This is a genomic window from Kineococcus endophyticus (genome assembly GCF_040796495.1).
GTDB lineage: Bacteria > Actinomycetota > Actinomycetes > Actinomycetales > Kineococcaceae > Kineococcus > Kineococcus endophyticus.
Map to the genome: position 1 here is coordinate 77,029 of NZ_JBFNQN010000008.1, position 25,981 is coordinate 103,009.

A 25,981-nucleotide genomic window follows, 5' to 3' on the forward strand; every position below is an offset into this window, starting at 1 on the left:
CAGGCACCGGATGCACCTGAACAGGTGCTGAGAATGCCCCGCCCGGGCTACAGACCGTCACCCGTTCGTCCGAAAGAAGAGGCATGACCATCGACGCGGCCAGCGGGGCGAACCCGTACGCCGGCCTGATCGCCAACTCCGACCTGCTCACGCAGACCACCGCGGCGAAGAACGCCGGCAAGACGGACACCTCCGCGGTGGCGCAGCAGAAGACCAAGGACGACAAGGACATGTTCCTCAAGCTCCTGGTCGCCCAGCTGCGCTACCAGGACCCGTCCAAGCCGGCCGACACGACGCAGTTCATGGCGCAGACCGCGCAGTTCTCCGCGCTGGAGGCCATGCAGGACGTCGCCAAGCAGTCGACGACGATGGTCGCGGCGCAGAACAAGCTGCAGGCCAGCGCCCTCGTCGGCCAGACGGTGTCCTACACCGGCGAGGACGGGACCACGAAGACCGGCGAGGTCCGGTCGGTGTCGTTCGTCCAGGGGTCGGCCGGTGGCACGAACGGCGAGCCGGTCCTGAACGTCGACGGCGTCAGCGTCGTCCTCTCCAAGATCGCCGGCGTCAACGCCGCGGGCACGGCGGCGGGCACCACCACCACCGCCGGCACCACGGCTACGACTCCCGCCTCGAGCACCTCGGGCACCCCTGCCGCGGGCTCCACCACGAACCCCACCACGGGTTCGACGCAGTCCGCCTGACCCCTCCAGTTCCCCGTCAGCCCCCTCGAAAGGTCTGAAGCATGCTCCGCTCCATGTTCTCCGGTGTCAGCGGTCTCCGTTCGCACCAGACGATGATGGACGTCGTCGGCAACAACATCGCCAACGTCAACACCGCCGGCTTCAAGAGCTCCGGCGTCGTCTTCGCCGACACGCTCTCGCAGCTCACCAAGGCCGCCGGCGCCCCCACCGACGCCAACGGCGGGACGAACCCCTCCCAGGTCGGCCTCGGTGTCCGCGTCCAGGCCATCACGCAGAACATGTCGCAGGGTTCCGCGCAGGCCACGGGCAAGTCCACCGACCTGATGCTGCAGGGCGACGGGATGTTCGCCGTCCAGCAGGGCGACGGCGTGTTCTACACCCGAAACGGGTCCTTCACGCTTGACGCTCAGGGATCGATCGTGACCAACGACGGTGCGTACGTCATGGGCTGGAAGCCGGATGGGAACGGCAATGTCAACACCAACGGCCAGATCTCCAAGCTGGTCATTCCCTCCGACACCGTCATGCCGGCGCAGGAGACGAAGACCGCCAAGGTGACGGGGAACCTTGACCGCACGTTCAGTGCGGGTACTGGTGCGCAGAAGGTGACGACTTCCTTCACTGCGTACGACGAGCAGGGTGTCGCGACCCAGGTCTACGTGCGGTTCACCAACACGTCGACGTCCACCACGCCGAGCAACGTGTGGAACGTCGCATATTCCACCACTGGCACCGATGATGCGAGCTTCCAGACGTTGGCCGGTGTGACGTTGGACTACAGCAGCTGGACCGACACCGACGGCACCGTCTACAAGGACGGCCAGAAGGCCAAGGTCACGGGCACGCTGGCGGTTCCTTTCGGCACGGGCAACAGCGCCGCTGTCAACGTCGATGGTCTGTCCGGGTACGTGGGCACCAGTGGCAAGAGCAGCATTCAGACTGCTCAGAACGGTGCCCCCATCGGCACCCTGACGAGCTACTCCTTCGGCACGGACGGCGTCATCACCGGTTCGTACTCCAACGGGTACAAGCAGACACTGGGCCAGGTCGCGATCGCGTCCTTCAACAATGCTGCCGGGCTCCGCAAGGAGGGCAACTCCCTCTACAGCGTGTCGACGAACTCGGGGAACCCCGTCTACGGCATCGCCGGCCAGGCCGGCCGTGGTGGCCTCCTCGCCGGCTCGCTGGAGATGTCGAACGTCGACCTCTCCGCCGAGTTCACCAACCTGATCCTCGCCCAGCGCGGCTTCCAGGCGAACTCGAAGGTCATCACGGCCTCCGACGAGATCCTGCAGGACCTGGTCAACCTCAAGCGCTGACCCTGACCGACCGAACACCCTCCCGGAAGCCCTTCCGGGAGGGTGTTCGCTTGTCCGGCACCACGTGCCGGCGACGACGGAGAGTGACTGCCGGCGCGGCGTTAGCACGAACGGGTGCACCGTGCAAGCCCCTCTCAGGTCCACAGACCGCACGCCGATGGACAGGGTGGAACCACCCAGCCCACGGACGGGCGCACCCCGCCTCCACCGCCAAGGACGGACCCCACGTGATCCTCGTGACTCGCCTCAACGGGTCGGTGTTCGCTGTGAACCCCGATCTGATCCAGCGCGTCGACTCGACCCCCGACACGGTCATCACCCTGGTCGACGGTGCGAAGTTCGTCGTCACCGAGCCCCTGACCGAGCTCGTCGAGCGCGTGATGGCCTTCCGCGCGCGGGTCGTCGCGACCGCGCACTCCCTGGAGGAGACGGGGACGGCGCACGTCCTCGAGCTGCCGACCCACACGGGCCAGAACGACCAGACCAGTGACCACCCCAGCGGTGCGGACGGCGACCTGCCGGCCCCGGTCCCGCTGCACCGCAGGAGGCCGTGAGCCATGGACTTCGCAACCATCGGCGGTCTGATCATCGCCGCGGCCGCCATCCTCTGGACGCAGAACCACGAGGGCGGTAGCCCCACCGACATCCTGCTGCCCGGTCCGCTCGTCCTGGTCTTCATCGGCTCGCTCGGCGTCGGCCTCATGGGTGGCACCCTCAAGGACGGCATCGCCTCCCTGAAGGCCCTGCAGAAGGCCTTCCTGGGCAAGCCGAAGAACTCCGGCGAGACCGTCGCCGTCATCGTCAAGATGGCCGAGCGCGCACGCCGCGAGGGCCTGCTGGCCCTCGAGGACGCCATCAAGGAGGTCGACGACGAGTTCCTGCGCGACGGCCTGCAGACCGCCATCGACGGCACCGACCCCGACGAGCTCTACGAGATCCTCTCGGCGCAGATCCAGGCCAAGAAGGCCAACGACAAGCAGGTCGCCAAGTTCTGGGGCGACCTGGGCGGTTACGCCCCCTCGGTCGGCATCGTCGGGACGGTCATCTCCCTCACCGTCGTGCTGCAGAACCTGTCCGACGCCGGGTCGCTCGGCCCGATGATCGCCTCGGCGTTCGTCGCGACCCTGTGGGGTGTGGCCAGCGCCAACGTCTTCTTCCTGCCCGTGCAGACCCGCCTGAACCGCCTCTCCGGTCTGGAGACCGCGCAGATGGAGCTGGTCGTCGAGGGCATCCTCGCGATCCAGGCCGGCTCCAACCCGCGCTCGGTGGCGAAGAAGCTCGAGAGCCTGCTGCCCCCGGGCACCGCGGTTCCGGACAAGAAGGCGGCCTGATGTCCGCAGCGCACAAGCGGCGTCACAAGCACGAGGAGCACGAGGAGCACGTCAACCACGAACGGTGGCTGGTCTCCTACGCCGACATGCTGACGGTGCTCATGGCGCTGTTCATCGTCCTGTTCGCCCTCAGCCAGATCGACCAGCTGAAGTTCGCGCAGTTCAAGGACGGCCTGACCAAGGGCACGGCCAACTCCAACCAGGCCGTCTCCGGCAGCGCCGGCGTCCTGGAGGCCGTGAACGGCGACATGCCGATCGACATCAGCCCGAACTCCACGGGACAGCCGCTGCAGCAGAGCATCTCCAGTGAGGACCGCAAGGTCCTGCAGCGCGCGCAGACGCAGCAGCAGCAGCAGGACCTCAACGCCGCCAAGGAGGAGGTCTCGGACTACCGCGCCATCGCCAAGCAGCTGAACGACGCGCTCACGGCCAAGGACGACCAGGACCAGGTCACCTACCGGATCACCTCCGACGGGCTCGTCGTGGGCCTGGTGGCGGACAACGTGTTCTTCGCCAACGCCAGCGCGGACGTGGAGACCAAGGGCCGCGAGGTCCTGGACACCATCGCCCCGATCCTGGCCCAGCTGCCCAACGACATCGCGGTGCAGGGCCACACGAACTCCCTGCCCCTGTCCGGCAGCAGCCGCTACCGGGACAACTGGGACCTGTCCGCGGCCCGCGCCATGACCGTGGTGCAGCGCTTCGCCGCGGCCGGCATGGCCTCGAACCGGCTGTCCGGCACCGGGTACGCCGACTCCCGTCCGCTCTACCCGGACACCGACGACCGCGCCACCACCGGCAACCGCCGCGTGGACCTGGTCGTGGCCTCCCCGAGCTCGGACGCCGTGAAGGCCCTGCTGCCGGAGGTCGCGCAGCAGACCGCCACCGGTGACGGCCCGAAGGAACTGACGGGCACGACCGACACCGTGCCGACGGGCCCCGCCACCAGCGGGGAGACCGCGGCCGACATCTCCGCCGGCATCAAGCCGGACCTGTCCGCGCCCGTCGCGGCGGGCTGACCGACCCCAGACGCAGATCCGAGACTCAGCAGACCCGAAGGAGGCCGACGTGGCCAAGAAGGACAAGGGCGACGGCGAGGCCAAGCCCGGCGGCGCGAAGAAGCTCATCGTCATCGGTGCGGCCGCGGCCGTCCTGCTCGCCGGCGGCACCGGTGCCGGCGTGTTCATGATGACCAAGGGCGACAAGGCCTCGGCGGCGGAGGCGACGCCCACGCCGACCCTGACGCCCGGGACGGTCACCGCGCTGGACCCCATCAGCGTCAACCTCGCCGACGGGCACTACCTCAAGATCGGCGTCGCCCTGCAGGGCGTCGCGGCCGCCGGCGGCGAGGGCCACGGCAGCAAGGACACCCTCGACGGGTCCAAGGCGTACGACATCATCATCAACCAGTACTCCAACCTGTCGATGACCGACCTGGAGAACTCCGAGCAGCGCAACACGTTCAAGGACGAGCTGCAGAAGAAGGTCATCGAGGCCTACACGACCGAGGTCGAGGGGGAGAAGACGCCGGGGGTCATGGGCATCTACCTGACCTCCTTCGTCATGCAGTGACCCCTCGCTGACGCAGCGACCCCGAAGGACCCCGGACGACCCGTCCGGGGTCCTTCGTCGTCCCGCGCCGGGCTCGGCGGGGCGGGTCAAGCGGGACCGTCCGGATGCCGACCCTGAACGGGTGAGTTCCCCCACGACCCACGCCCCCGCCGTGCCCGCGCCCCGGTCGGCCCGCCCCGACGACGCGCCGGCACCCGCCCGTGGCCGCAGCCGCCGCCGGCGCGTGCTCGGGGCGCTGGCCGTCCTGGTGCTGCTGGGCGTGGCCGTCGTCATGCTCCACGGCACGTTCGGCCGCCTGTCCGGCGCCGAGTTCGGTGCCGCGCTGCGCGGTCTCGGACCGGGGGCGCTGCTGCCCGCGGTGGCCCTGACGGCGCTGTCGCTGCTGCTCATGACGGGGTACGACGCCCTGGCCCTGCGGCACGTCGGTCAGCGGTTGGAGTACCGCCGGTACGGTCTGGCCGCCTTCGCCGCGACGGCGCTGGGCAACGGCCTGGGAGCCTCCGCCGTCGTGGGCGCGGCCGTTCGGGCCCGCCTCTACACGCGCTGGGGCGTGCCGGGTGGGGACGTCGCCCGCGTCGTGGCCCTCAACCTCGTCACCCTCGTCCTGGGCGCCGCCGTGCTGGCCGGCGGGGGCGCGCTCGCCGCACCGCACGCCGTCGCCGCCGCGCTGGGCGTCCCCGTCCCCGCCGTGCTCGCCGTGGCCGGGGTGCTCGTCGGCCTCGTCGTGGCGCACCTGGCCTTCGCCGCCGCCGGACCGCGCGAGGTCCGCATCGGCCGCCTCGTCCTGCACCGCCCGACGCTGCCGCTGGCGTGCGGGCAGGTCGTGCTGTCGACGGTGGAGTGGCTGGCGATGGCCTCGGTCCTGTACGTCCTGCTGCCCGCGGCGGGCCGACCGGCGTTCCTGCCCTTCGCCGTCGCCTTCGCCACCGCCACCGTCGCGGGTCTGCTGAGCAGCGCGCCCGGCGGCGTCGGCGTCTTCGAGACCTCGCTGCTGCTGCTCACCGGGCCGATCGGGTCCCCGGCGCAGGTCGCGGCCGCGCTCGTGGTGTACCGCGTCTGCTACTTCCTGCTGCCGGTGCTGCCGGCAGCCGTCCTGCTCGCGCTGCACGAGGCGCGCCGCGGCCGCTGGCTGCAGGTGCTGCGACCGCGCCGGGCCGTCCGCGCGGTGCGCGCCCCGCTGGCCCCGCCCGCCCTGGCCCTGGCGGTCGCCGCCGCCGGGGTGGCCACCCTCGTCGCCGGCGACGTGGCCGGCGCGGTGCCGGCGGGCCTGTCGCGGGCGACGACGGGGCTCGTGGGCCTGGCCGCCGTCCTCCTCGCCGCCGGGCTGCACCGCCGCCTGCGCGGGGCCTGGGCGGCCACCGTCGTCTCGTCCGCCGCCGTCGCGGTGTCCGCGCTCAGCCACGGCGAGCAGGTGTGCGCCGCCGCGGCCACGGCCCTGCTCGTCGCGCTCGTGCTGCGCCGGGCGGCCTTCCACCGCGGCCGGTTCCTGCCCGCCGGGGCCGGCACCGCCCTCCTGGTCCCGGTCGCCGCCACCGTCCTGGTCGCGGGGGCGGTGACCTGGCACGAGGCGCTGGCCGGGGAGACCGCCCCGACCCCGTGGTGGGACCGCCTGCTGCTCGTGGCCGGCGCCGTCGGGATGCTGCTCGGCGGCCGCTGGCTGGCGCGCACCGTCACCGCCGGCCCGCGCCGGGCCCCCGACGCCGGGCCGTGCCCGGTGGAGCTCGCCCGCGTCGACGACCTCGTCGCCCGCTTCGGCAGCTGCCTGTCGCACCTGGCGTTCACCGGCGACAAGCGCTTCCACTTCAGCCCCACCGGTGCCGCCTTCCTCATGTACCAGGTGCGCGGGCGCAGCTGGGTCGTCATGGGCGACCCCGTCGGTGAGGACGAGCAGGTGCGCGACCTCGTCGCCGACTTCGTCGCGCTCGTCGACCGCCACGGCGGGCGGCCGGTCTTCTACAACGTCACCCCCGACCACGCGCAGCTGTACCGGGCGTGCGGGCTGACGCTGGCCAAGCTGGGGGAGGAGGCCGTCGTCGACCTCGACGGCTTCACCCTCGCCGGCAAGGCGCGCGTCGGACTGCGCAACTGCCGCAACAAGTCCCAGCGCATCGGCCTGAGCGTCGAGTTCGTCGCCGCCGCCGACGTCGACCCGCTGCTGCCGCAGCTGCGGGAGGTGTCGCAGGCGTGGCTGACGCACCGCAACGGCCGCGAGAAGCGGTTCTCCCTCGGCGCGTTCGACGAGGACTACGTGCGCCGCTTCCCCCTCGCCGTCGTCCGCCAGGACGGGCGCATCACCGCCTTCGCGACGCTGTGGACCAGCGCCGACGGCCGCGACGTCCAGGTCGACCTCATGCGCCGCCTGCCCGACGGCCCCCGCACCGTCATGACGTACCTGTTCGTGGAGTGCATCCTGTGGGCCCAGGAGCAGGGGTGCGCCACCTTCAACCTCGGCATGGCGCCGCTGGCCGGGCTGCAGGGGGAGCAGGGCCCGGAGTCGGTGTGGGACCTGCTCGGGCACCTCGTCTGGACCCACGGCGAGCGGTTCTACAACTTCCAGGGCCTGCGGACCTTCAAGCAGGGCTTCGCGCCGCGCTGGCAGCCCTGCTACGTCGCCTCGCCCGGGGGCCCGGCCCTGACCAGCGCCATGGTCGACGTCGTCACCCTCGTCGGCGGCGGCGTCCGCGGGGTCCTGCGCGGCTGACGCCCCGTCACCCCTCCCGCCCCCGGCTCCCCCGTCGACGTCGACGGGGGAGCCGTCGTGCACCCGGCGCCGCGTGGGCCGGGGGTGGGCTCGTCGACGCATCGCGCTCGACCTGGGAGCCCGCGGCGTCAGCGCGACCCTCCCGTCTCGACGAGCAGTCGTGGTGTCGTCGTGACGTCCGGCTCACAGGATGAGCGGCTGCTGGAGCCAGCGCGCAGCGCTGGACAACGAGCCACCCCCCAGCCGGCCCCGCGGAGACTTGAGGGACGAGGCCGCCGGACCACCCGTTCGGGCTCGCGCTAAAGGGTGACGGCCGTTCGTGCCGATAGGAAGCGCGTGGCAGCCGAGACCCCCAGCACCGCAGAGCGGACCGGCACCCGTCGCTCCCGGCGACGCGGTGTCCCCGTCCCGTACGACTTCCGACGGCCGACCAAGCTGTCGCGTCAGCACGCCCGCGTGCTCGAGATCACCTACGAGGGCTTCTGCCGTCAGTGGGCGACACTGCTGTCCTCCACCCTGCGCACCACCGTGCAGGTCGAGCTCGACGGCATCCAGCAGTACAGCTACGACGAGTACGCCGCGTCGCTGCCGATGCCGACCGTGATGGCCGTCTTCGACCCCGAGCCGCTGGTCGGCGCGGCGGTGCTGCACATGGACATCGCCTTCGTGCTGTCGTGCATCGAGCGGATGCTCGGCGGCACCGGCGCGAACGAGCAGCCGGCGCGCCAGCTCACCGACATCGAGGCCGTCCTGGCCCGCGGCATGGTCGAGCGCACGCTGGTCGAGCTGGCGTCCTCGCTGCTGACGGTGACCGACCTGAAGCCGAAGCTGACGGCGATCGACCAGAACCCCGCCTTCGCCCAGGCCGCCGCCGCCACCGACGTCATGATCGTCTCCTCGTTCCACCTGCAGGTCGAGGGCGCCTCGGGCACCGCGACCCTGGCCATGCCGCTGGACCCGCTGTCCGCGGCCCTCACCGCGGCCGAGCTGCGGGTCGCCAGCCCCGAGGAGCTGCGGCTGCGGCGCCTCATGCGCGACCGCCTCGACGACCACCTGGAGAACATCCCGGTGGAGGTGTCGGTGCGGATGCAGGCGGCGCAGATGCGCCCCGACGAGATCCTCTCGCTCATCCCCGGCGACGTGCTGCGCCTGCCGCACCGCGCCGAGGAGCCCCTGGAGGTGGTGGCCTCCGGGGCCCACGTCGCCTCCGCCGTGGCCGGTAGCCGCGGAGCCAAACTCGCCTGCCTGATCGTCCCGACCCCCGAGGAGAACGCCCGATGAGCGCCATGACCACCACCGACCTGACCGCGACCCTGCGTGAGGCCGCCCAGGCTGCGCTCGCCGTCCTCCCGCTGTCCGCTCCCGGCACGATCACCGACATCGTTCCGGTCGCGGCCGCCCCCGACCTCGGCGACGAGGGCACCGCGGTCTCGGCGAACTTCGCCGGCGCCGCCAACGGCCGCGTCACCGTCGTCGTGGGGGAGGAGACGCTCGGCACGCTCCTCATGAGCCCCGAGGGCGCCCTCGACCCGGTCGACGCCCTGCGCCCGGCGCTGGAGACCGTCGTGCACTCCCTGGGCCAGTGCGTCCTGGAGGCCGGCGTGGAGGGCGACCCCGCCCAGGCGCTGCGCCAGCTCGACGGCGGCGCCGTCGCGGTCGTCGGCGCGGGCGGGGAGACCCTGGCCCTCATCGGCCTGACCCTCACCGCCCAGCAGGACGTCCCGGCCCCCACCGCGACCGCGACCGCCTCGGCCGCGGCCGCCGGCGGCCCCCGCCGCACGATGGACCTGCTGCGCGACGTGCAGATGGACGTCACCGTCGAGCTCGGCCGCACCCACATGACGGTGCAGGACCTGCTGGCCCTGACGCCGGGCTCGGTCGTGGAGCTGGACCGCGCGGCCGGCTCGCCCGCCGACATCCTCGTCAACGGCCAGCTCATCGCCCGCGGTGAGGTCGTCGTCGTGGACGAGGACTACGCCATCCGCATCACCGAGATCGTCACCCCGGAGGCCGGCGCCTGATGGACGCCGTCGCCGCGATCGCGCGCACGAGCATCTCGCTCGTGGCGGTCCTCGGACTGCTCTACCTGATCTCCCGCTGGCTGCGCCGCCGTCAGGGCGGCGTGGCCGGCGGGGCGGACTTCGCCGTCCTGGCCAAGCAGAGCCTGGGTGCGAAGGCCGCCGTCGCGCTGGTCAAGGTCGGCGACAAGGCCCTCGTCGTCGGGATCTCCGACGGCGGGGTCAACCTCCTCGGCGAGACCGACGTCGCGTCGGTGCTGCCGGTCACCGAGGGTGAGGTCACTCAGCCGGGCGGGTCCCTCAAGGAACCGGCCGGACGTGTCGAGGAGGTGGACATCACCACCTCCGCCACTACTTCCGCCACGGACGAGGCGGACCTGCTCAGCGGCACGGACGCCGTCGCGGCGCACTCCCGGACCGAACCGGTGACGGGCGAGCGCTACCTCCGCAAGGCCGGCGAGACGATCGCCGTGAAGGCCCCGGCCCGTCACACCGCCACCGGTGTGCAGGGTTCGGCGCTCTCCCCGGCCACCTGGTCCAAGGCAGTCGACGTGCTGCGTGAGAGGACGACCCGCAGGTGACGAACTCCCGAGTCCGGCCCCAGACGACCCGGACCACCGCAGCCGCCCGCCGGCTCGCCGCGGCCCTGGTGCTCACCGGGGGACTGGTCGTGGGGGGCGCGTTCAGCGCCCAGGCGGCCGCCCCCGCTGCCACCGGCTCGGTCTCGACCGTGACGCTGGCCGCCGCCCCGGCAGCCTTCGCCACCGGAGTGCAGGCCCCCACGGCCCCGCAGGCTCCGGTCGCGCCGGAGGGCACCGGGTCGGTCTCGGTCGACATCAACGGCGTCGACGGCAAGCCCAGCCAGTCGATCACCATCATCATCGCGCTGACGATCCTGTCGGTGGCGCCCGCGCTGCTGCTGCTCACGACGAGCTTCACCAAGATCCTCATCGTCCTCGGCCTGACCCGCAACGCCCTGGGCCTGCAGGGCACCCCGCCCAACCAGGTCCTCGCCGGCCTGGCGCTGTTCCTGACGATGTTCGTCATGGCGCCGACGTTCAGCCAGATCAACGACGTCGCCGTGCAGCCCTACCTCAAGGGCGAGAAGACCGCGACGGTCTCCTTCGAGGACGGTTCGAAGCCGCTGAAGGAGTTCATGCTCAAGCAGACGCGGCCCGAGGAACTGGCCCTCATGACCAAGGCCGCCAAGCGGGACCTGCCCACGACCCGCGAGGAGACGCCGCTGACGACGCTGGTGCCCGCCTTCGCGCTCTCGGAGCTGCGCAGCGCCTTCATCATCGGGTTCGTCATCTTCATCCCGTTCCTGGTGATCGACATCGTCGTCTCCGGGGCGCTGATGAGCCTGGGGATGATGATGCTGCCACCGGTGACGGTGTCGCTGCCCTTCAAGCTGCTGCTGTTCGTGATGGTCGACGGCTGGGGGCTCATCATCAAGTCCCTCGTCTCCTCCTACGCCGGCTGACCTCGTCCACCGTCCCGTGCCCGGGCACCCCTCGCGGGTGCCCGGGCACGGTCGCGTCCGGGGGGCTCCCGCGCCCTGAGCGTCCGGACCCCGTCCGGCTCAAGGCGTTCACCCGAACAGCCGAAGCAGTCACCGGAACACCCGTGACACCCCTGCGACACCCCTGCGAACAGGAAGGCGACCAGATGACCGACGTGACCGTCATCCACCTCGGGATGACCGCTCTCGTCCTCGCCGCCAAGCTCTGCGCCCCCATGCTCCTGACCGCCCTGGCCGTCGGGTTCGGCATCTCCCTGTTCCAGAGCGTCACGCAGCTGCAGGAGCAGACGATCTCCTTCGTGCCCAAGGCCGTCGCCGTCGGCGTCGCGATCGTCGTGTGCGGCAAGTGGATGCTGCACGAGATGACGAGCTTCACCACGGCGCTGTACGAGCAGATCCCCTCCCTGCTGACCCACGGGGGCTGAGCCGTGCAGGGGGTCCCCTCGGTCCCGCTGGACCTGCTGATGGCGCTGCTGCTCGCCGGCATCCGCGCCGCGGCGTTCCTCATGCTGGCCCCGCCGTTCGCCAACAAGGCCGTCAACGGCCGCACCAAGGCGATGCTGTCGGTGGCCATCGCGCTGCCCGTCGCGACCCGTCTGCGCGACTCCGTCCCGCCCGTCGAACCGGGCGCGATCATCACCGCGGCCCTGCAGCAGGCCCTCGTCGGCGTCGTCATGGGCGCGTTCGTCGCGCTGCTGTTCGCCGCCGTCCAGGCCGCCGGCGACATGCTCGACCTGTTCGGCGGTTTCCAGCTCGCCAGCGCCTACGACCCCCTCATGCAGTCCCAGACGGCGATCTTCGGCAAGCTCTACACCTGGACCACCACCGCGCTGCTCGTCGTCTCCGGCGGGCACCTGCTGATCCTGCAGGGGTTCCTGCGCTCCTACGACGTCCTGCCGCTGGACGCCGGGGTCGACACCGGCACCGTCGCGCGCGTCTTCACCTCCGGCGTCACCGAACTCATGCTGTCGGCGCTGCAGATCGCCGCCCCCCTCATCGCCGTCCTGTTCCTCACCGACATCGGCCTCGGGCTGCTGTCCCGCGTCGCCCCCGCCCTCAACGTGTTCGCCATGAGCTTCCCCGTGAAGATCCTCATCGCCCTCACCCTCGGCGGGTTCACCTTCTCCCTGCTGCCCGGCGTCGTCGGCGACCTCGCCGACACCGCCCGCGAGACCGTCGTCCGGATGGTCACCCCCGTCGTGACGGGAGGTGGGGGCGGGTGAGCGGTGAGAAGACCGAGAAGCCGACTCCGAAGAAGCTCAAGGAGGCCCGCGACGAGGGGAACGTCCCGTTCTCCCGCGACGTGGCCGCCTGGCTGTCCACCGGGGCCGGCGCCGCGACGATCCCCCACACCATCGAAGCCGGTCGGGTCCTGCTGCAGCGCACCATGGGCCGCATCGCCGAGGTCGCCGCCGACCCCGAACCCGCCCGCGCCCTGTCCGTCCTGACCGACACGTTCTCCGGCGTCCCCGCCGTCCTGGGCCCGCTGGCGATCGCCACCGTGCTGTCCGTCGTCGTCGCCGGCGCCGTCCAGGGCACCCTCTACTTCGCGCCGAAGAAGCTCAAACCCAAGTTCACCAACCTCAACCCCGTCAACGGCCTGAAGCAGCACTGGGGTCCGCAGGCGGTGTGGGAGGCCACCAAGTCGCTGCTGAAGACGATCGTCATCGGCGGCGCCGTCTGGCTCGTGGCCAAGGACCTCGCCCCCCGCCTCGTCGCCCAGGGCGCGATGCCCACGGCCGCCGTGCTGTCCCTCACCGGCTCGGCCGTCATCCGCATGCTGCTGGTGACGATCGTCGTCGGCTTGCTCATCGCCGTCGCCGACTACGCCATGAGCCGGCGCCGCATCATGAAGAAGCTGCGCATGAGCAAGCAGGACATCAAGATGGAGCACAAGAACTCCGAGGGTGACCCGCTGCTGAAGGGCGCCATCCGCTCCAAGCAGATGGCCATGTCCCGCAACCGCATGATGGCCGACGTCGCCAAGGCCGACGTCGTCCTGGTCAACCCCACCCACATCGCCGTGGCCCTGCGCTACGAGCCCGGCACCGGCGCGCCCAAGGTCGTCGCCAAGGGCGCCGGGGCCATCGCCACGAAGATCCGCGAGAAGGCCAAGGAGAACGACGTCCCGCTCGTCAAGGACATCGAGCTGGCCCGCGCCATGTACAAGAGCGTCAAGGTCGGCCAGGAGATCCCGCCGGAGTTCTTCGCCACCGTCGCCAAGGTCCTCGCCTTCGTCATGAGCCTGCGCACCCGCGGCTCCCTGACGGCCTTCGGCGAGGCCCACACCGTCCCGGCCTGACGGCCCGGGTCGTCGAGGTCAAGGTGGCGAGCGCGAGCGCCGATGCCCAGGACGTGGGCCGAGCAGGTGACGCCGTGGGCGCCGAGGGGACCGCCGTGCCGGGCCGCCCCCTCGAGCACGTCCTGCCGCACCCCGCCCCCCAACCCGGCGACCTGGACGGCGCCCGCGACCTGCACCGGCGCAGCCGGCGCCGCGCCGACGACCGCGCCGCCGCCGCCGGGGGCACCTCCGTCGGCGTCCGCCTCACCCGGGCCCTCGGCCTCGTCGTCGCCCTCCTGCTGCTCGTCGGGGCCAGCGGCGCCGGCGGCCTGCTCGTGACCGGCTCCTCCCGCACCCGCGAGACCCAGCTGCGCGGCCTCGAAGCGGCCAACGCCACCCTCCAGCTGACCCTCGCCGACGCCGACGCCGCCGTCCGCGACGCCACCACCGGGCACCTGCCGCAGTCCCGCCAGACCTACGACCACGCCGTCCAGGCCCTGCCCGCCCTGCGCGCCCGCGTCCAGTCCCTGCTCACCGACCCGTTGCAGCGCAGCCTGTTCGCCGAGCAGTCCGCGCTCATCGACAGCTGGCTGGCCACGGCCGACCCCGATCGGGGCGACGCCGACCTCACCGGCGCCGCCGCGCAGGCGCGCGCCTTCACCGACCTGCGCGACGCCAACACCCGCCTCGACGACCTCGTCCGCCGCCAGCGCCACGACGCCACCAGCACCGAGGCCTGGGTCCGCTACAGCGCCCTGGCCGTCACCGCCCTCACCCTCGCCGCGGCGCTCGCCGTCGTCGCCGGCACCGGTGCCCGCACCCGCCGCGCCCTCGTGGACCCGCTGCGCTCCCTCGTCGACGTCCTGGACGCCCACGGCCGCGGGGACCGCCGCGCCCACGCCGACCCCACCGCCGGGCCGGCCGAGGTCCGCAGCGTCGCCCTCGCCGTCAACGACCTCGCCCGCGAGAACGCCCGCCTGCTCGAGGCCGCCGAGCAGTCCGCCCGGCTGCACCGCCTCGCCGGCGACATCGGCCGCCAGGTCCGCGACCAGCTCGTCGCCGAGGACGCCCTGCAGGTCGCCGTCACGCGGCTGGGGAAGGAGCTGCGCGTCGGCCGCGTCTGGGTGCGGATGCTGCAGGACGGGCCCGACCGCGCCGGCGGCGCCGGCCCGCGCGCCGGGCTGGGACCGGTGGCCGGGGAGTGGGCCGCGCCCGCCCTCGCCCCGCTGCGCTCGCTGCCCCGCGGCGACGGGGGCGCCACCCGCGCCTTCGACGACTCCCGCAGCTGGCTGCACGAGCTGCACGCCTCCGGGCAGGTCTACGCCGTCCCCGACACCCGCAGCCTCCGCGGCCGCTCGCCCCTGCTCGACGGGTTCCTGCGCGGCACCGACGCCCGGGCCCTGCTGCTGGTCCCCATCGGCGTCGGCGACGCCCCGCAGGGCCTGCTCACCGTCGTGTGCGGCACGGGCCCGCGGGACTGGACCGTCCCGGAGGTCGAGCTCGCCCGCTCCGTCGCGGTCGACCTGTCCCGCGCCCTCGTCCTGGCCGGCCTCTACCGCGCCCAGGAACGGCTGCTGGGGGAGCTGCGCGACGTCGAGTCCGTCAAGTCCGACCTGCTCGCCACCGTCTCGCACGAGCTGCGCACCCCGCTGACCAGCATCTCCGGCTACCTCGAGCTCCTGCGCGACGGGGCCGTCGGCGAGGTCGGCGAGGACGTCGCCGCCGTCCTGGGCATCGTCGAACGCAACACCGACCGGCTCCGCGCGCTCATCGAGGACCTCCTGCTGCTGTCCCGCGTGGAGTCCGCCCCCGCCACCGAGGTCCGCGGCGCCAGCACCGTCGCCGACCTGCTCAGCGGCGTCCTGGCCGCCGTCGCGGCCGGCCCCACCAGCGGCGGCACCGTCCGCTGCACCACCGCCCCCGAGGAACTCACCGGGCTGCGCGTACCGGGGGAGGCCGAGCACCTGCACCGGGCGCTGCTGGCCGTCGTCGACAACGCCGTGAAGTTCTCCCCGGTCGGCTCCCTCGTGCGCGTCCGCGTCGAACGACACCCCGCCGACGTCCGGATCGTGGTGCAGGACAACGGGATGGGCATCCCCGCCGCCGAGGTCGCCGGGGTCTTCGGACGCTTCGCCCGCGGCTCCAACGCCGCCGTCCAGCAGGTCCCCGGCACCGGCCTCGGCCTCACCATCGCCCGCGACCTCGTCCGCCTGCACGGCGGCCGCATCGAGCTGGACTCCGTCGAGGGCCAGGGGACGACCGCCACCGTCAGCCTGCCCCTGACCTCCGCGCCGACCTCCGCGCCGACCTCCGCGCCGACCTCCGCGCCGACCTCCCCGGCCAGCGAGCAGACCGTGGGCGGTGCCTGGTGAGCCCCCTGCGCCACCTCGACGCCGCCCACCGCGCCCACCTCGCCCAGGCCGAGGAGGACGCGCGCCGGGCCGCCCTGCGCGCCCACGACCTGCTGGCCCTCCCCGAGACCCCCGACGCCGACCCCGAGCTCGACGCCGTCGTCCGGCTGGCGCTCGCGGTCACCGGCGCGTCCGCCGCGGCCGTCGACCTCCTCGACGCCCACCGTCAGTTGCGGCTCGCCACCACCGGGACGAGCCCCGGCACGGCTCCGGCGACCGGCAGCAGCGACCGCCGCGAGTCCCTCGGCGCCCGCCTGCACACCGGGGGCCACGCCGCGTCCGACGTGGTGGTCGTCCGCGACGCCCGCCTCGACCCGCGCCTGCGGGACAGCGGCTGGGTCGAGGGTCGCCTCGGTCGGGTCGTGTTCGTCGCCTCCGCGCTCCTGGTGACCGCCGACGGGCACCTGCTCGGCAGCCTCTCCGTCACCGCCGGCACCCCCCGCGACCTCACCGCCGAGCACGCCGACCGGCTGCGCGACCTCGCCGGCCTGGCCGTCGCCGCGCTCGAGCGGCGCCGCCGGCGCCAGGTCAGCCTCCTCGCCGAGCTCGAGCACCAGCGTGGACTCCTCACCGCCGCCCTGGCCCGCACCGCAGCGCTGGAGGCGGCGGGGGAGCGGCTGCGCCGCACCAACGACGAGCTCACCCACCTCGCCGCCGTCGCCGGCCACGACCTCGCCGCCCCGCTGACCGCCGTCATCGGCTACCTCGACCTCGTCCTCGACGTCCACCGCGACGACCTCGGCGCCCAGGGCAGCGAGTGGCTCGGCACCGCCCTGCGCGCCGCCCACCGCATGCAGGGCCTCATCGAGGCCGTCCTCGTGCACTCCCTCGCCGACGGCGAGCGCTGCCACCCCCGCCGCGTCGACGTCCGCGACGTCCTGCGCCACGTCGTGGAGGACCTCGGGACCTCCTGCGCCGCAGCCCGCATCGGCTACACGGAGGTCCCCGCGCACCCCGGCGGCACCGTCGAGGCCCACGCGGACCCCGTCCTGCTGCGCCAGCTCCTGCAGAACCTCCTCGCCAACGCCGTCCGCCACCGCCACCCCGACCGACCGTGCCGCATCGAGGTCACCGTCACCGCCCTGCCCGCCGGGGGCTGGGAACTCACGGTCGCCGACAACGGCCGCGGCATCCCCGCCGACCAGCGCGACCGCGTCTTCGCGATGTTCACCTCCGGGCCCGCCCCCGGTGGGCACGGCATCGGCCTGGCCACCTGCCGCCGCATCGTCACCCGCCACGGCGGCACCATCGCCGCCGAGCCGACCCCCGGCGGCGGCGCCACCCTGCGCGCCACCTTCTTCCCCGGCGGCTTCCCCGGCGGCTTCCCCGGCGGCTTCCCCGACGGCTTCCCCGACGGCTCGGCAGCCCCCTCCCCCTGAGCCGGGGGAGTGGGCCGACCGGGTGGGTCACGACCGCCCGCCTCAAGACCGCGCCCCGGCTGCCGATGGGCCGCAGACACCCGCAACACCCCAGGTGCCGAGGTACCGACCCACAACCCGACCCTTCCAGGTCCAGGAGGACCCCGTGGCACGAGTGCTCGTCGTCGAGGACGACCCGGACATCCGCCAGCTCGTCGAGCTGCGCCTGCGCGGCCTCGGCCACCGCGTCGTGTCCGCCCCGTCCGGCGCCGAGGCGCTCGCGGTCATCGCCGAGCGCGGGGCCCCCGAGGTCGTCGTCCTCGACGTCGCCATGCCGGGGATGACCGGCCTGGAGGTCCTGCGGACGCTGCGCGCCCAGCCGGAGACCGCCGACCTGCCCGCGATCTTCCTGTCCGCCCGCGTGCGGCCCGAGGACATCGCCGCGGGGGAGGAGCTCGGGGCTGTCTACCTCACCAAGCCCTTCGTCGTCAGCGCGCTCGCCGGCGCCATCGACAAGGCGCTGCAGGCGAACGCGCACGCCGCCGGGGGCTGGTGAACCACCCCCGACAGCCACCCCGCCGCCGCAGCACCGCCCGAGCCCCGTCCGCGACCCGCGGACGGGGCTCGTCGCGTTGCCCAGCCCGCGGCGTCCGGGTGGGTGCGTCCGACCGGGTGACTCAAGCCCGGGCCCCGGAGTGCCGAAGGAGGCAGTGGCCAGGACGGCCGCAGCAGGCCACGGACGGGCCGCTGGACGAGGGACACCCGAACGGGTGCCCCGCGCGAACCAAGGCGGTGCAGTGCGACTTCGCAACCTTCCCCAGCTGGCGATCCCCGCGGGGGTCGTCGGGATCGTCCTGCTGCTCGTGGTGCCCCTGCCGGCGGCCCTGCTGGACTTCCTCATCGCGCTGAACATCACGCTGTCGCTCGTCGCGCTGCTCGTGACGATGTTCGTCAAGCGTCCGCTGGACTTCTCCGTCTTCCCGGCGCTGATCCTCGTCCTGACGCTCTTCCGCCTCGGCCTGAACGTCGCCTCGACCCGCCTGGTGCTGTCCAACGGCTACGCGGGCAAGGTCATCGAGGCCTTCGGGCACTTCGTCATCTCGGGCTCGCTGGTCATCGGGATGGTGATCTTCCTCATCCTGGTCGTCATCCAGTTCGTCGTCATCACCAAGGGCGCCGAGCGCGTCGCCGAGGTCGGCGCCCGCTTCACCCTGGACGCGATGCCCGGCAAGCAGATGGCCATCGACGCCGACCTGAACGCCGGCCTCATCGACGAGGCCGAGGCGCGCCAGCGCCGGGCCGACGTCACCGCCGAGGCCGACTTCTACGGCGCCATGGACGGTGGGTCGAAGTTCGTCAAGGGCGACGCCATCGCGGGCATCGTCATCGTGATGATCAACCTCATCGGCGGGTTCGCCATCGGGATGCTCCAGCACGGTCTGGGCCCCGCGGAGTCGATCAACAAGTACGCCCTGCTGAGCATCGGTGACGGCCTCGTCTCCCAGGTGCCGGCGCTGCTGCTGTCGGTCGCGACCGGCCTCATCGTCACCCGCTCCACCGGGACCGGGGACATGGGCGGGGAGGCCATCAAGCAGCTCGGCCAGCAGAAGACGGCCTTCCAGATCGCCGGTGCGGCGATGATCGTCCTGGCGCTCATCCCGAGCATGCCCAAGCTGCCCTTCCTCCTCATCGGTGGGCTCGCGATCTTCGCCTCCACCCGGATCGCCAAGCGCGACAAGCAGACCGCCCGCGACGCGGCCCTGGCCGAGCTGGCCCCCGTGCCGCACAACCCGAACGAGGCCGCGGAGAACCTGCTCGAGGAGATGCGCGTCGACCCGCTCGAGGTCGTCCTGGCCCCCGACCTCGTCGACCTCGTCGACACCTCCGGCGGCGGCGACCTGCTCGAACGCGTCCGCGCCCTGCGCCGCAAGATCGCCTTGGAGCTCGGCCTCGTCGTGCCGCCGGTCCGCACCCGCGACTCCCTCGACCTGCCCATGTCGACCTACGCGGTCCGCATCTCCGGTGTCGAGGTCGCCCGCGGCACCGCCCCGCCCGGACAGGTGCTCGCCCTCGGCGACAACCTCGACGGCCTGCCGGGCCGCGCGACGGTCGAGCCGGTGTTCGGCCTGGCCGGCAAGTGGATCCCCGCCGAGCTGCGCCACCAGGCCCAGCTCATGGGGGCCACGGTCGTCGACCGCGCGAGCGTGCTCATCACCCACCTCGGCGAGCTCGTCCGCACCCACGCCCCGCGCCTGCTGTCCCGCGAGGACGTCCGCTCGCTGGTCGAGGCGCTCAAGCGCACCCACCCCGCCGTCGTCGACGAGCTCACCCCCGCCGTCCTCACCCTCGGGGAGGTCCAGCGGGTCCTGCAGGCCATGCTCGACGAGGCCGTCCCGATCCGGGACCTCGCCCGCATCTTCGAGGCGCTCTCGTTGCGCGCCAAGGCCGGCAGCGACCTCGACGGCCTCGTGGAGGCCTCCCGCCGCGCCCTGGGCCCGGCCGTGGCGGCCGTCCACGAGCAGGACGGCACCCTGCACGTCATCACGCTCGACCCCGTCCTGGAGCAGCAGCTGGCCGAGTCCCTGCGACCGGGGGAGCACGGCGCGAGCCTGGCCCTGGACGCCCGCACGGCCGAGCACCTGGTGACCTCCTCAAGTTCCTGCATGGAACGTGCCGAAGGGCAGGGCATCAGCGCGGTGCTCGTCTGCGCACCCCCTCTGCGCGCCCCCCTGCGCCGCCTCCTGAAGGTGGCGGTGGGCCGCCTGCACGTCCTGTCCTACGACGACGTGAGCAACCACCCCCGGATCGAGACGGTTGGATCGGTGAGCGGTGTCCATGCACTTGCTTCTTGAAGGCTCTGACCTGGGCGACCTCCTCGCGGAGGTCCGCACCCAGCACGGCCCGGCGGCCCGCGTCGTCCGCGCCGAGCGCATCCGTTCCGGCGGCGTGGCCGGCTTCTTCAGCAAGGAACGCTACGAGGTGACCGTCGAGATGGACGGCGCCGGAGGGGACGACGAGACCCACGTGAGCCACGCCGATCACCAGGCCCCCGACCAGGCCCCCGCCGCCGCAGGACAGGCCCCCGAGGGCCTGCAGGTGGAGGAACGCGAGGCCCTCGACTTCGAGGCCCTGCTCGCCGCCGCCGACGCCGCCGAGACGGCCGCCAGCGCCGCTCCCGCGCCCGTGGCCGCTGAGGACACCGTCGCCGCGGAGGAGTTCGAGTCCGCCCGGGCCGGGCTGCTCGAGGTGCTGCGCGCCTCCCAGCAGGGGGCGTCCGCCGACGCCCCGCAGGCCGCGCTCAAGGAATCCGCCGCGGATGCCGAGGACCGGGGTGTGATCGCGCAAACGGGTGACGACCAGCACGCTGCGTCGACCGACCTCGCCCACCTGGACGAGCTGGTCGCCGAGGCGACCGAGCAGGACGACGAGGTCGGCAAGGTCGGCCAGGTCGGCCACGTGGACCAGGCCGACCACGGCGACGAGGTCGTCGAGGCGCTCGCCGCCGACGAGGCCGCCGTGGCGGCCTTCGAGGCCGAGCTGCTCGAGCAGGCCCGCGCCGAGATCGAGCGCGAGGAGCTGGAGCGCGCGCAGGTCGAGCGTGCCCGGCAGGAGCGCGCCGAGCTGGAGCGCGCCGAGGCCGAGCGCGCCGAGGCCCAGCGCGCCGCCGCACGTGCCGCCGCCGAACGAGCCCTGGAAGAGGAGCGGATGCAGCAGTTGGAGATGGAGCGCCGGGAGGCCGAGCGCGCCGAGCACGCCCGCCGCGAGGCGGTCCGCGAGCAGGAGGTGCGCCGCGAGGCGGCCCGCGCGGACGTCCGGCGCCGGCAGGCCGAGCGCGTCAGCGCTCCGCGCCCGCAGGCCCAGGGTCAGGCCCGCGCCCACGTGCCGGCGCAGGCGCCGGCACGGTCGCTCGGTGAGGTCCTGGCTGCGGCGGACGCCGCGGACGGCACCGACCGCCTCGGCGCGATGTTCGCCGCCGGGCAGGGGGAGCCGGCGCCGCAGCAGCGGGCGGCCCGCCCGCACCGGCCGATCTCGACCGAGAGCGACTCCTTCGCCCGGACACTGGCCTCGATGCGTCAGGGCGCCACGCGAACCCCTGCGACTGGAGTAACGGGTGATGTACGCTCCGTTACCACGCCGGTGCGTTCCGTTCGTCCCCGTCCGGGACACCCCGACGCTCGACCCGCTCGCACCCCGGAGGAACGCGTGTCCGATCAGTTCGGGACCACGAACGGCGCCACCCGCGAGGGTCGCGGCCCGGCCCGCCGTCCGGAGCTGCGCCGCCCGGCCGCGGTCGAGGACCAGTTCGCCGACCAGTTCGCCGACCAGTTCGGGGACCAGTTCGGTGACCGCTTCGAGGTCGAGCGCCCCGTCGAGCGGCCCCTGGACCGTGCCGCCGACCGTGCCGCGGACCGTCGCGGTGACTGGGCCCACGACTACGACCAGCTCGAGCAGCAGGTCGCTGCGCAGTCCTACTACGAGCAGGACTCCTACGAGAAGGGTTTCGAACCCGGCTACGAGCGTCAGGACGAGCGTCCGGCCCGCAGCTACCAGCCCGCCGCCCGCGCCGCCGAGCGCGTGGACCGGGCCACTGACCGAGCGGTGAACCGCGATGGGGACGACAACGAGGCGATGACCATGGATCTGACTTACCGTGAACCCGTGACCACCTACAGCGACCGTTCCGGTGCGTCCCGCATGGCCTACCGCGAGCCGCAGGACACCGGCGACGTGCTGCGCCTGGCGCGCGACATCGACGTGCCCGCGCCGCTGCGCGTCGGCGCCGGCGAGCTCGTTGTCGTCATCGGCGAGGCCGACGCCGTCGTGGCGGCCGCCCTGCTGGTCGCCGACGAGGTCGGCTCCGAGGCCCCGCTGGTGCTCGGCCGCGCCGACGTCCAGAACACGATCACCGCCGACGAGCTGCCGGCCCGTCAGGACCAGGCCCGCCGCTGGAGCGCCCCGCTGACGGTCGCCATCCCGGCCCGCCCGACCGGTGCCGACGCCGAGCGCGCCGCCCGCATGGCCGCCGAGATCGGCGCCGCCTCCGTGGTCGTCTGCGTCGACGCCACCCGCCGCAGCCACGCGGTCGCGAGCCTGCTGCGCGCCCTCGACGGTGTCGGCCTGCCCGCCCGCCGCCTGGCCGTGCACCGCGCCGCCGAGAGCCCGGACCCGCTGGACGTCCTGTCCCTGGACGTCCCGGTCGGCTTCCTCGACGGTCGTCCCGCGACCTCCGGTGCGTGGGCGGGTCTGCTGCTGGACGCCGCCGGCGACCACAACCTGCGCTGACGGCTCCCGGACGATGGCCCGACGCACCCCGGCAGGGGCCGAGCTCACCCGCTCGGCTCCTGCGCACTGGCCCGGTCTGAACGACCGGGTGTGGGTCGAGGTGCAGATGCCGGACAGCTTCGGCGGGGAGACCATCCGGATCCCCACCCGGGTCGAGGACGCGCACGACGGCACGCTCGTCGTGGCCGCGCCCAGCTTCCGCGGTGACCTGCACGTCGTCGCCCCCGGCCTGCCGGTGGCCGTCTGCTGGGCCGGCCAGCGCGGCCAGTCCCGGCAGGACTTCCTGATCGCCGAGGTCGTCCGACGGCGCGTGCCCGCGTGGGACCTGGTGCCCTGCAGCGACGTCGTCGTGGAGCAGCGGCGCCGGTACGCCCGCGTCCCGGCCTCCGGCGGTGTGCACGTGACGCCCGTCCACGGCGACCCGCTCGCCGCGGAGGTCGACCCGGACGACCCCGTCGAGGAACCGACCGTCCCGGCCCAGCTCGTCGACCTGTCCGAGGGCGGGTCAGCCCTGTCCGTGCCGGCCGGCAGCTGGTTGCGGTTGGGCCGGCTGGCCCGGCTCGCCTTCGACCTCGAGGGCTTCCCCGTTCACCAGGAGGGCCAGGTCGTGCGCAGCCTGGACTCCCTGGAGGCCGACCGGCTCGAGGTCGTCGTGGCCTTCGCCGAACCCGTCGCCGCCGCAGACCGGCTGCGCCGCTACGTCATGCAGACCCAGATCAGGCAACGCCGTGGAGGAGACCGATGACCGCGATCGTGCTGGCCGTCAGCCTGCTGCTGGCCGGACCCTCGATCCTGGCCGTGGCCAAGGGCACCGGGGAGGTCGACACGGCGCTGCTGCACCTCGTGCTCGCCCTCGTCGTGACCTCGGTCGCCGGCCAGGTCGTGCGCACCGTGGTGCGCGGTTACCAGGACCAGGCCGCCCGCACCCCGGCCGTGGCGCCCGAGACCGACCAGACCCCGGGCCGGCGGCGCGACGACCGCTGAACCGCTCACAACCACGGCACGACCCCGGCAGACCGACCGCCCGTCCCCGCTCACGGGGGCGGGCGGTTCGGCGTCCCGGGGATGTCACTCGAACGACATGGCTGACCACGCGTCGTCACCTACACTGGTCGCATGCTGGTCCTGACCCGCAAGGCCGGGGAATCCGTCGTCATCGGCGACGAGGTCGTCGTGCGCGTCCTCGAGGTCCGGGGGGACGTGGTCCGGGTCGGGATCGACGCCCCGCGCGACGTGCAGGTGCACCGGCAGGAGGTGTACGAGGCGGTGCGCGAGGCGAACATCGCCGCCTCCACCGCCTCCGAGGAGGCCATCACGGCCCTGCAGGGCATCGTGCGGCGCGCCGGTGCGGTCGGCCCCACCCAATGACGCGCTGACGCGCCACCAGACGCACGACCAGCGGCGCCCGGCCCGCCGATGAGCCCATCGACGCCCCCTCTGGGACGCCCTGAACGTTTCACCTGATCGAGCGATCACGCTCAAGACGCCGCACGGCCCCACCGACACCACATGCAGGAGACCGGTGGAGCAGGAGGCGGGCGGTGACGACGACGACCACGAGCAGCAGCACGCACGCGCCCCCGGGTGCGCCGGCGGCGGCTGCGGGCTGGCACAAGGCGCTGGACCTGGCCGGTGTCGCCCTGGCGGTGCTGCACCCCGCCGGGCACGTCGCTGCCGTCACGGCCGCCTACTGCCGCCTCACCGGCCTCGATGCCGCCCGCGTGCCGGGCACCGTCGTGCTGGACTGGTGGGGGACGACGCCCGACGTCACCACCGGCCACGGCGACGCCACGCACCCCACCGGCCTCGGTCCGGCCCCGTCGGTGTCGGCGGTGCTGGCCGCCGCCGCGGCCGGTGACGTCCACCTCGACGTCGAACTGCGCGGGGTGACGCCACCGCACCAGGAGTCTCACCAGGAGTCTCACGAGGAGGGTCACCCGGTCGGTCCCCCGCGCGTGCTGAACGTGCAGGTCACCGCGAGCGCCGACGGCGGGGCCGTCGTGCTGCTGCGCGACGTCACGGCCCAGCACGCCGAGCGCACCTCCCTGCGGACGCGGCTAGCCCAGCAGGAGGCCGTCATGTCGGCCTCCCCGGACACCATCTACCGGCTGCACCTGGGCACCGGCCACGTCGAGTGGACCAACAGCGGTGGCGCCTGCCTGCTCGGCCTGCCCGCCGTCGACGACCTCGTCGCGCCCGACCTCGTCCACCCCGACGACGTGCCCGGTGTCCAGCGCGCCGTGGAGACCCTGTGCGCGGCCGCCCCCGGCGAGATCGTCGAGTGCACCTACCGCGTCGTGGACACGTGGGGGGAGGAGCGCTGGGTCCACACGCGCTCCACCGTCACCGACCTCGACGCCGCCGGCCGGGCCCTGCACGCCGTCGGCATCGCCCAGGACCTGACCGAGACCATCACCACGATGGACGCCCTCGCCGGCTCCGAGCGCCGCTTCCACGAGGTGTTCGCGCGCGGCCCGGTCGGCATGCTGATCTTCGGCCTGGAGGGGTGGGTCAGCGAGGTCAACGACGCGCTGTGCACCCTGCTCGAACGCGACACCGCCGAGCTCGTCGGCGCCGCGGCCGCCGAGCTGCTCGAACCGGCCGCGGGGGAGCGGGCCAGCGCCGAGGAGCGCGACGAGCTCGCCCAGGCCCACGCCCAGCTGCAGGCCCTCGTCGACGGCAGCGCCGAGGTCGCGCACCGCGAGCGACGCTTCGACCTGCCCAGCGGCCGGACGGTCTGGGCGCAGGTGACGTTGTCGCTGACGTCCTCCAGCACGGGCGAACCGGCCTTCCTCGCCTTCGTCGAGGACGTCACCGCCCGCAAGCGCGAGGCCGAGCAGCTGGAGCACGCCGCCCTCCACGACCCCCTGACGGGCCTGCCCAACCGCGCCAAGGCCGAGGACCAGCTGAGCACGGCGCTGGCCCGCACCCAGCGCCGCGGCGGGGGCTGCGCCGTCCTGTTCGTCGACCTCGACCACTTCAAGGACGTCAACGACACCCTGGGCCACGCGGCGGGCGACCACCTCCTGCGCGACGTGGCCGACCGGCTGCGCGGGCTCCTGCGCACCGGGGACATGGCCGCGCGCATCGGTGGCGACGAGTTCGTGCTGGTCTGCGAGGACGTCGCCGACGCCCAGGCCCTGTCCGCGATCGCCGAGCGGGTCTGCGAGCGCATCACGATCCCCGTCGACCTCGGCGCGCGGACGGTCACCGTCACCGCGAGCGTCGGGGCGGCGCGCACCGACGGCAGCCTGGGCCCCGACGAGCTGCTCCGGGCGGCCGACCGGGCCATGTACCGGGCCAAGGCCGCCGGCCGGGCCTGCTGGCGGGCCGCCTGAGCCCTCCCGGGGGCGGCGGGCTGGTCCGGACGGGTGGTCCGGCACGGCGGGTGACCAAGCTCACCCCCTGAACGGCCGTACCGGACGTGCCGTGACCGCGGGGGCCTGGCTAGCCTGATCCCGACCCGCCACCGACTGGTGAGGAC

At 73.4% G+C, this 25,981-nt stretch carries 23 protein-coding genes; all 23 read left to right on the forward strand.

Annotated features, from left to right (window positions below; genetic code table 11):
* Positions 1–83: 83 nt before the first annotated feature.
* The 23 genes from AB1207_RS12575 to AB1207_RS12685 all read left to right on the forward strand — a co-directional run bounded on the left by AB1207_RS12575 (position 84) and on the right by AB1207_RS12685 (position 25,835).
* Complete coding sequence (locus AB1207_RS12575) at positions 84–701, forward strand: flagellar hook capping FlgD N-terminal domain-containing protein (RefSeq protein ID WP_367638718.1); 618 nt, start codon at positions 84–86, stop codon at positions 699–701.
* A gap of 53 nt (positions 702–754) precedes the next feature.
* Positions 755–2,020 (forward strand): flagellar hook protein FlgE, encoded by a 1,266-nt coding sequence (locus tag AB1207_RS12580; protein ID WP_367638910.1) that lies wholly within the window; start codon positions 755–757, stop codon positions 2,018–2,020.
* A gap of 227 nt (positions 2,021–2,247) precedes the next feature.
* Complete coding sequence (locus AB1207_RS12585) at positions 2,248–2,574, forward strand: flagellar FlbD family protein (RefSeq protein WP_367638719.1); 327 nt, start codon at positions 2,248–2,250, stop codon at positions 2,572–2,574.
* 3 nt (positions 2,575–2,577) lie between these two features.
* The gene (locus AB1207_RS12590) at positions 2,578–3,351 is read left to right on the forward strand and encodes a motility protein A (protein ID WP_367638720.1); all 774 of its coding nucleotides are present in this window, start codon (positions 2,578–2,580) and stop codon (positions 3,349–3,351) included.
* Entirely contained in the window at positions 3,351–4,370 is a 1,020-nt protein-coding gene (locus tag AB1207_RS12595) for an OmpA/MotB family protein (RefSeq protein WP_367638721.1), read from the forward strand. The genes AB1207_RS12590 and AB1207_RS12595 overlap by 1 nt, the downstream gene beginning before the upstream one ends.
* Before the next feature lie 49 nt (positions 4,371–4,419).
* Complete coding sequence (locus tag AB1207_RS12600; RefSeq protein WP_367638722.1) at positions 4,420–4,923, forward strand: flagellar basal body-associated FliL family protein; 504 nt, start codon at positions 4,420–4,422, stop codon at positions 4,921–4,923.
* Positions 4,924–5,044: 121 nt separating this feature from the next.
* Positions 5,045–7,624: a bifunctional lysylphosphatidylglycerol flippase/synthetase MprF gene (mprF, locus tag AB1207_RS12605; protein ID WP_367638723.1), complete on the forward strand. Its 2,580-nt coding sequence runs from the start codon at positions 5,045–5,047 to the stop codon at positions 7,622–7,624.
* 336 nt (positions 7,625–7,960) lie between these two features.
* Positions 7,961–8,905: a flagellar motor switch protein FliM gene (locus AB1207_RS12610; RefSeq protein ID WP_367638724.1), complete on the forward strand. Its 945-nt coding sequence runs from the start codon at positions 7,961–7,963 to the stop codon at positions 8,903–8,905.
* The gene (gene fliN / locus AB1207_RS12615; protein WP_367638725.1) at positions 8,902–9,645 is read left to right on the forward strand and encodes a flagellar motor switch protein FliN; all 744 of its coding nucleotides are present in this window, start codon (positions 8,902–8,904) and stop codon (positions 9,643–9,645) included. Before AB1207_RS12610 ends, fliN begins: the two co-directional genes overlap by 4 nt.
* Positions 9,645–10,223, forward strand: coding sequence for a FliO/MopB family protein (locus tag AB1207_RS12620; RefSeq protein ID WP_367638726.1), 579 nt, complete (start codon positions 9,645–9,647; stop codon positions 10,221–10,223). Before fliN ends, AB1207_RS12620 begins: the two co-directional genes overlap by 1 nt.
* Entirely contained in the window at positions 10,220–11,125 is a 906-nt protein-coding gene (fliP, locus tag AB1207_RS12625; protein ID WP_367638727.1) for a flagellar type III secretion system pore protein FliP, read from the forward strand. Before AB1207_RS12620 ends, fliP begins: the two co-directional genes overlap by 4 nt.
* A 185-nt stretch (positions 11,126–11,310) precedes the next feature.
* Positions 11,311–11,589 carry a flagellar biosynthetic protein FliQ gene (locus AB1207_RS12630; protein WP_367638728.1) on the forward strand — a complete coding sequence of 93 codons (279 nt, stop codon included), beginning with the start codon at positions 11,311–11,313 and terminating at the stop codon, positions 11,587–11,589.
* A gap of 3 nt (positions 11,590–11,592) precedes the next feature.
* Complete coding sequence (locus tag AB1207_RS12635) at positions 11,593–12,387, forward strand: flagellar biosynthetic protein FliR (RefSeq protein WP_367638729.1); 795 nt, start codon at positions 11,593–11,595, stop codon at positions 12,385–12,387.
* Positions 12,384–13,466, forward strand: coding sequence for an EscU/YscU/HrcU family type III secretion system export apparatus switch protein (locus AB1207_RS12640; RefSeq protein WP_367638730.1), 1,083 nt, complete (start codon positions 12,384–12,386; stop codon positions 13,464–13,466). Before AB1207_RS12635 ends, AB1207_RS12640 begins: the two co-directional genes overlap by 4 nt.
* A gap of 23 nt (positions 13,467–13,489) precedes the next feature.
* A complete protein-coding gene (locus tag AB1207_RS12645; RefSeq protein WP_367638731.1) occupies positions 13,490–15,817 on the forward strand; it encodes a GAF domain-containing sensor histidine kinase in 2,328 nt (775 codons plus the stop codon).
* Positions 15,814–17,235, forward strand: a complete 1,422-nt coding sequence (locus AB1207_RS12650; protein ID WP_367638732.1) for a sensor histidine kinase — start codon at positions 15,814–15,816, stop codon at positions 17,233–17,235. The genes AB1207_RS12645 and AB1207_RS12650 overlap by 4 nt, the downstream gene beginning before the upstream one ends.
* Before the next feature lie 145 nt (positions 17,236–17,380).
* Entirely contained in the window at positions 17,381–17,770 is a 390-nt protein-coding gene (locus tag AB1207_RS12655) for a response regulator (protein WP_367638733.1), read from the forward strand.
* 241 nt (positions 17,771–18,011) lie between these two features.
* Positions 18,012–20,066: a flagellar biosynthesis protein FlhA gene (gene flhA / locus AB1207_RS12660; protein ID WP_367638734.1), complete on the forward strand. Its 2,055-nt coding sequence runs from the start codon at positions 18,012–18,014 to the stop codon at positions 20,064–20,066.
* Positions 20,044–22,497 carry a coiled-coil domain-containing protein gene (locus tag AB1207_RS12665; RefSeq protein ID WP_367638735.1) on the forward strand — a complete coding sequence of 818 codons (2,454 nt, stop codon included), beginning with the start codon at positions 20,044–20,046 and terminating at the stop codon, positions 22,495–22,497. The genes flhA and AB1207_RS12665 overlap by 23 nt, the downstream gene beginning before the upstream one ends.
* A gap of 13 nt (positions 22,498–22,510) precedes the next feature.
* Positions 22,511–23,242, forward strand: a complete 732-nt coding sequence (locus AB1207_RS12670) for a PilZ domain-containing protein (protein ID WP_367638736.1) — start codon at positions 22,511–22,513, stop codon at positions 23,240–23,242.
* The gene (locus AB1207_RS12675; RefSeq protein ID WP_367638737.1) at positions 23,239–23,481 is read left to right on the forward strand and encodes a hypothetical protein; all 243 of its coding nucleotides are present in this window, start codon (positions 23,239–23,241) and stop codon (positions 23,479–23,481) included. Before AB1207_RS12670 ends, AB1207_RS12675 begins: the two co-directional genes overlap by 4 nt.
* A gap of 132 nt (positions 23,482–23,613) precedes the next feature.
* On the forward strand, positions 23,614–23,865 hold the full coding sequence (gene csrA / locus AB1207_RS12680) for a carbon storage regulator CsrA (RefSeq protein WP_367638738.1): 252 nt from the start codon (positions 23,614–23,616) through the stop codon (positions 23,863–23,865).
* A 173-nt stretch (positions 23,866–24,038) separates the two neighbouring features.
* Complete coding sequence (locus AB1207_RS12685; protein WP_367638739.1) at positions 24,039–25,835, forward strand: diguanylate cyclase domain-containing protein; 1,797 nt, start codon at positions 24,039–24,041, stop codon at positions 25,833–25,835.
* Positions 25,836–25,981: the final 146 nt, after the last annotated feature.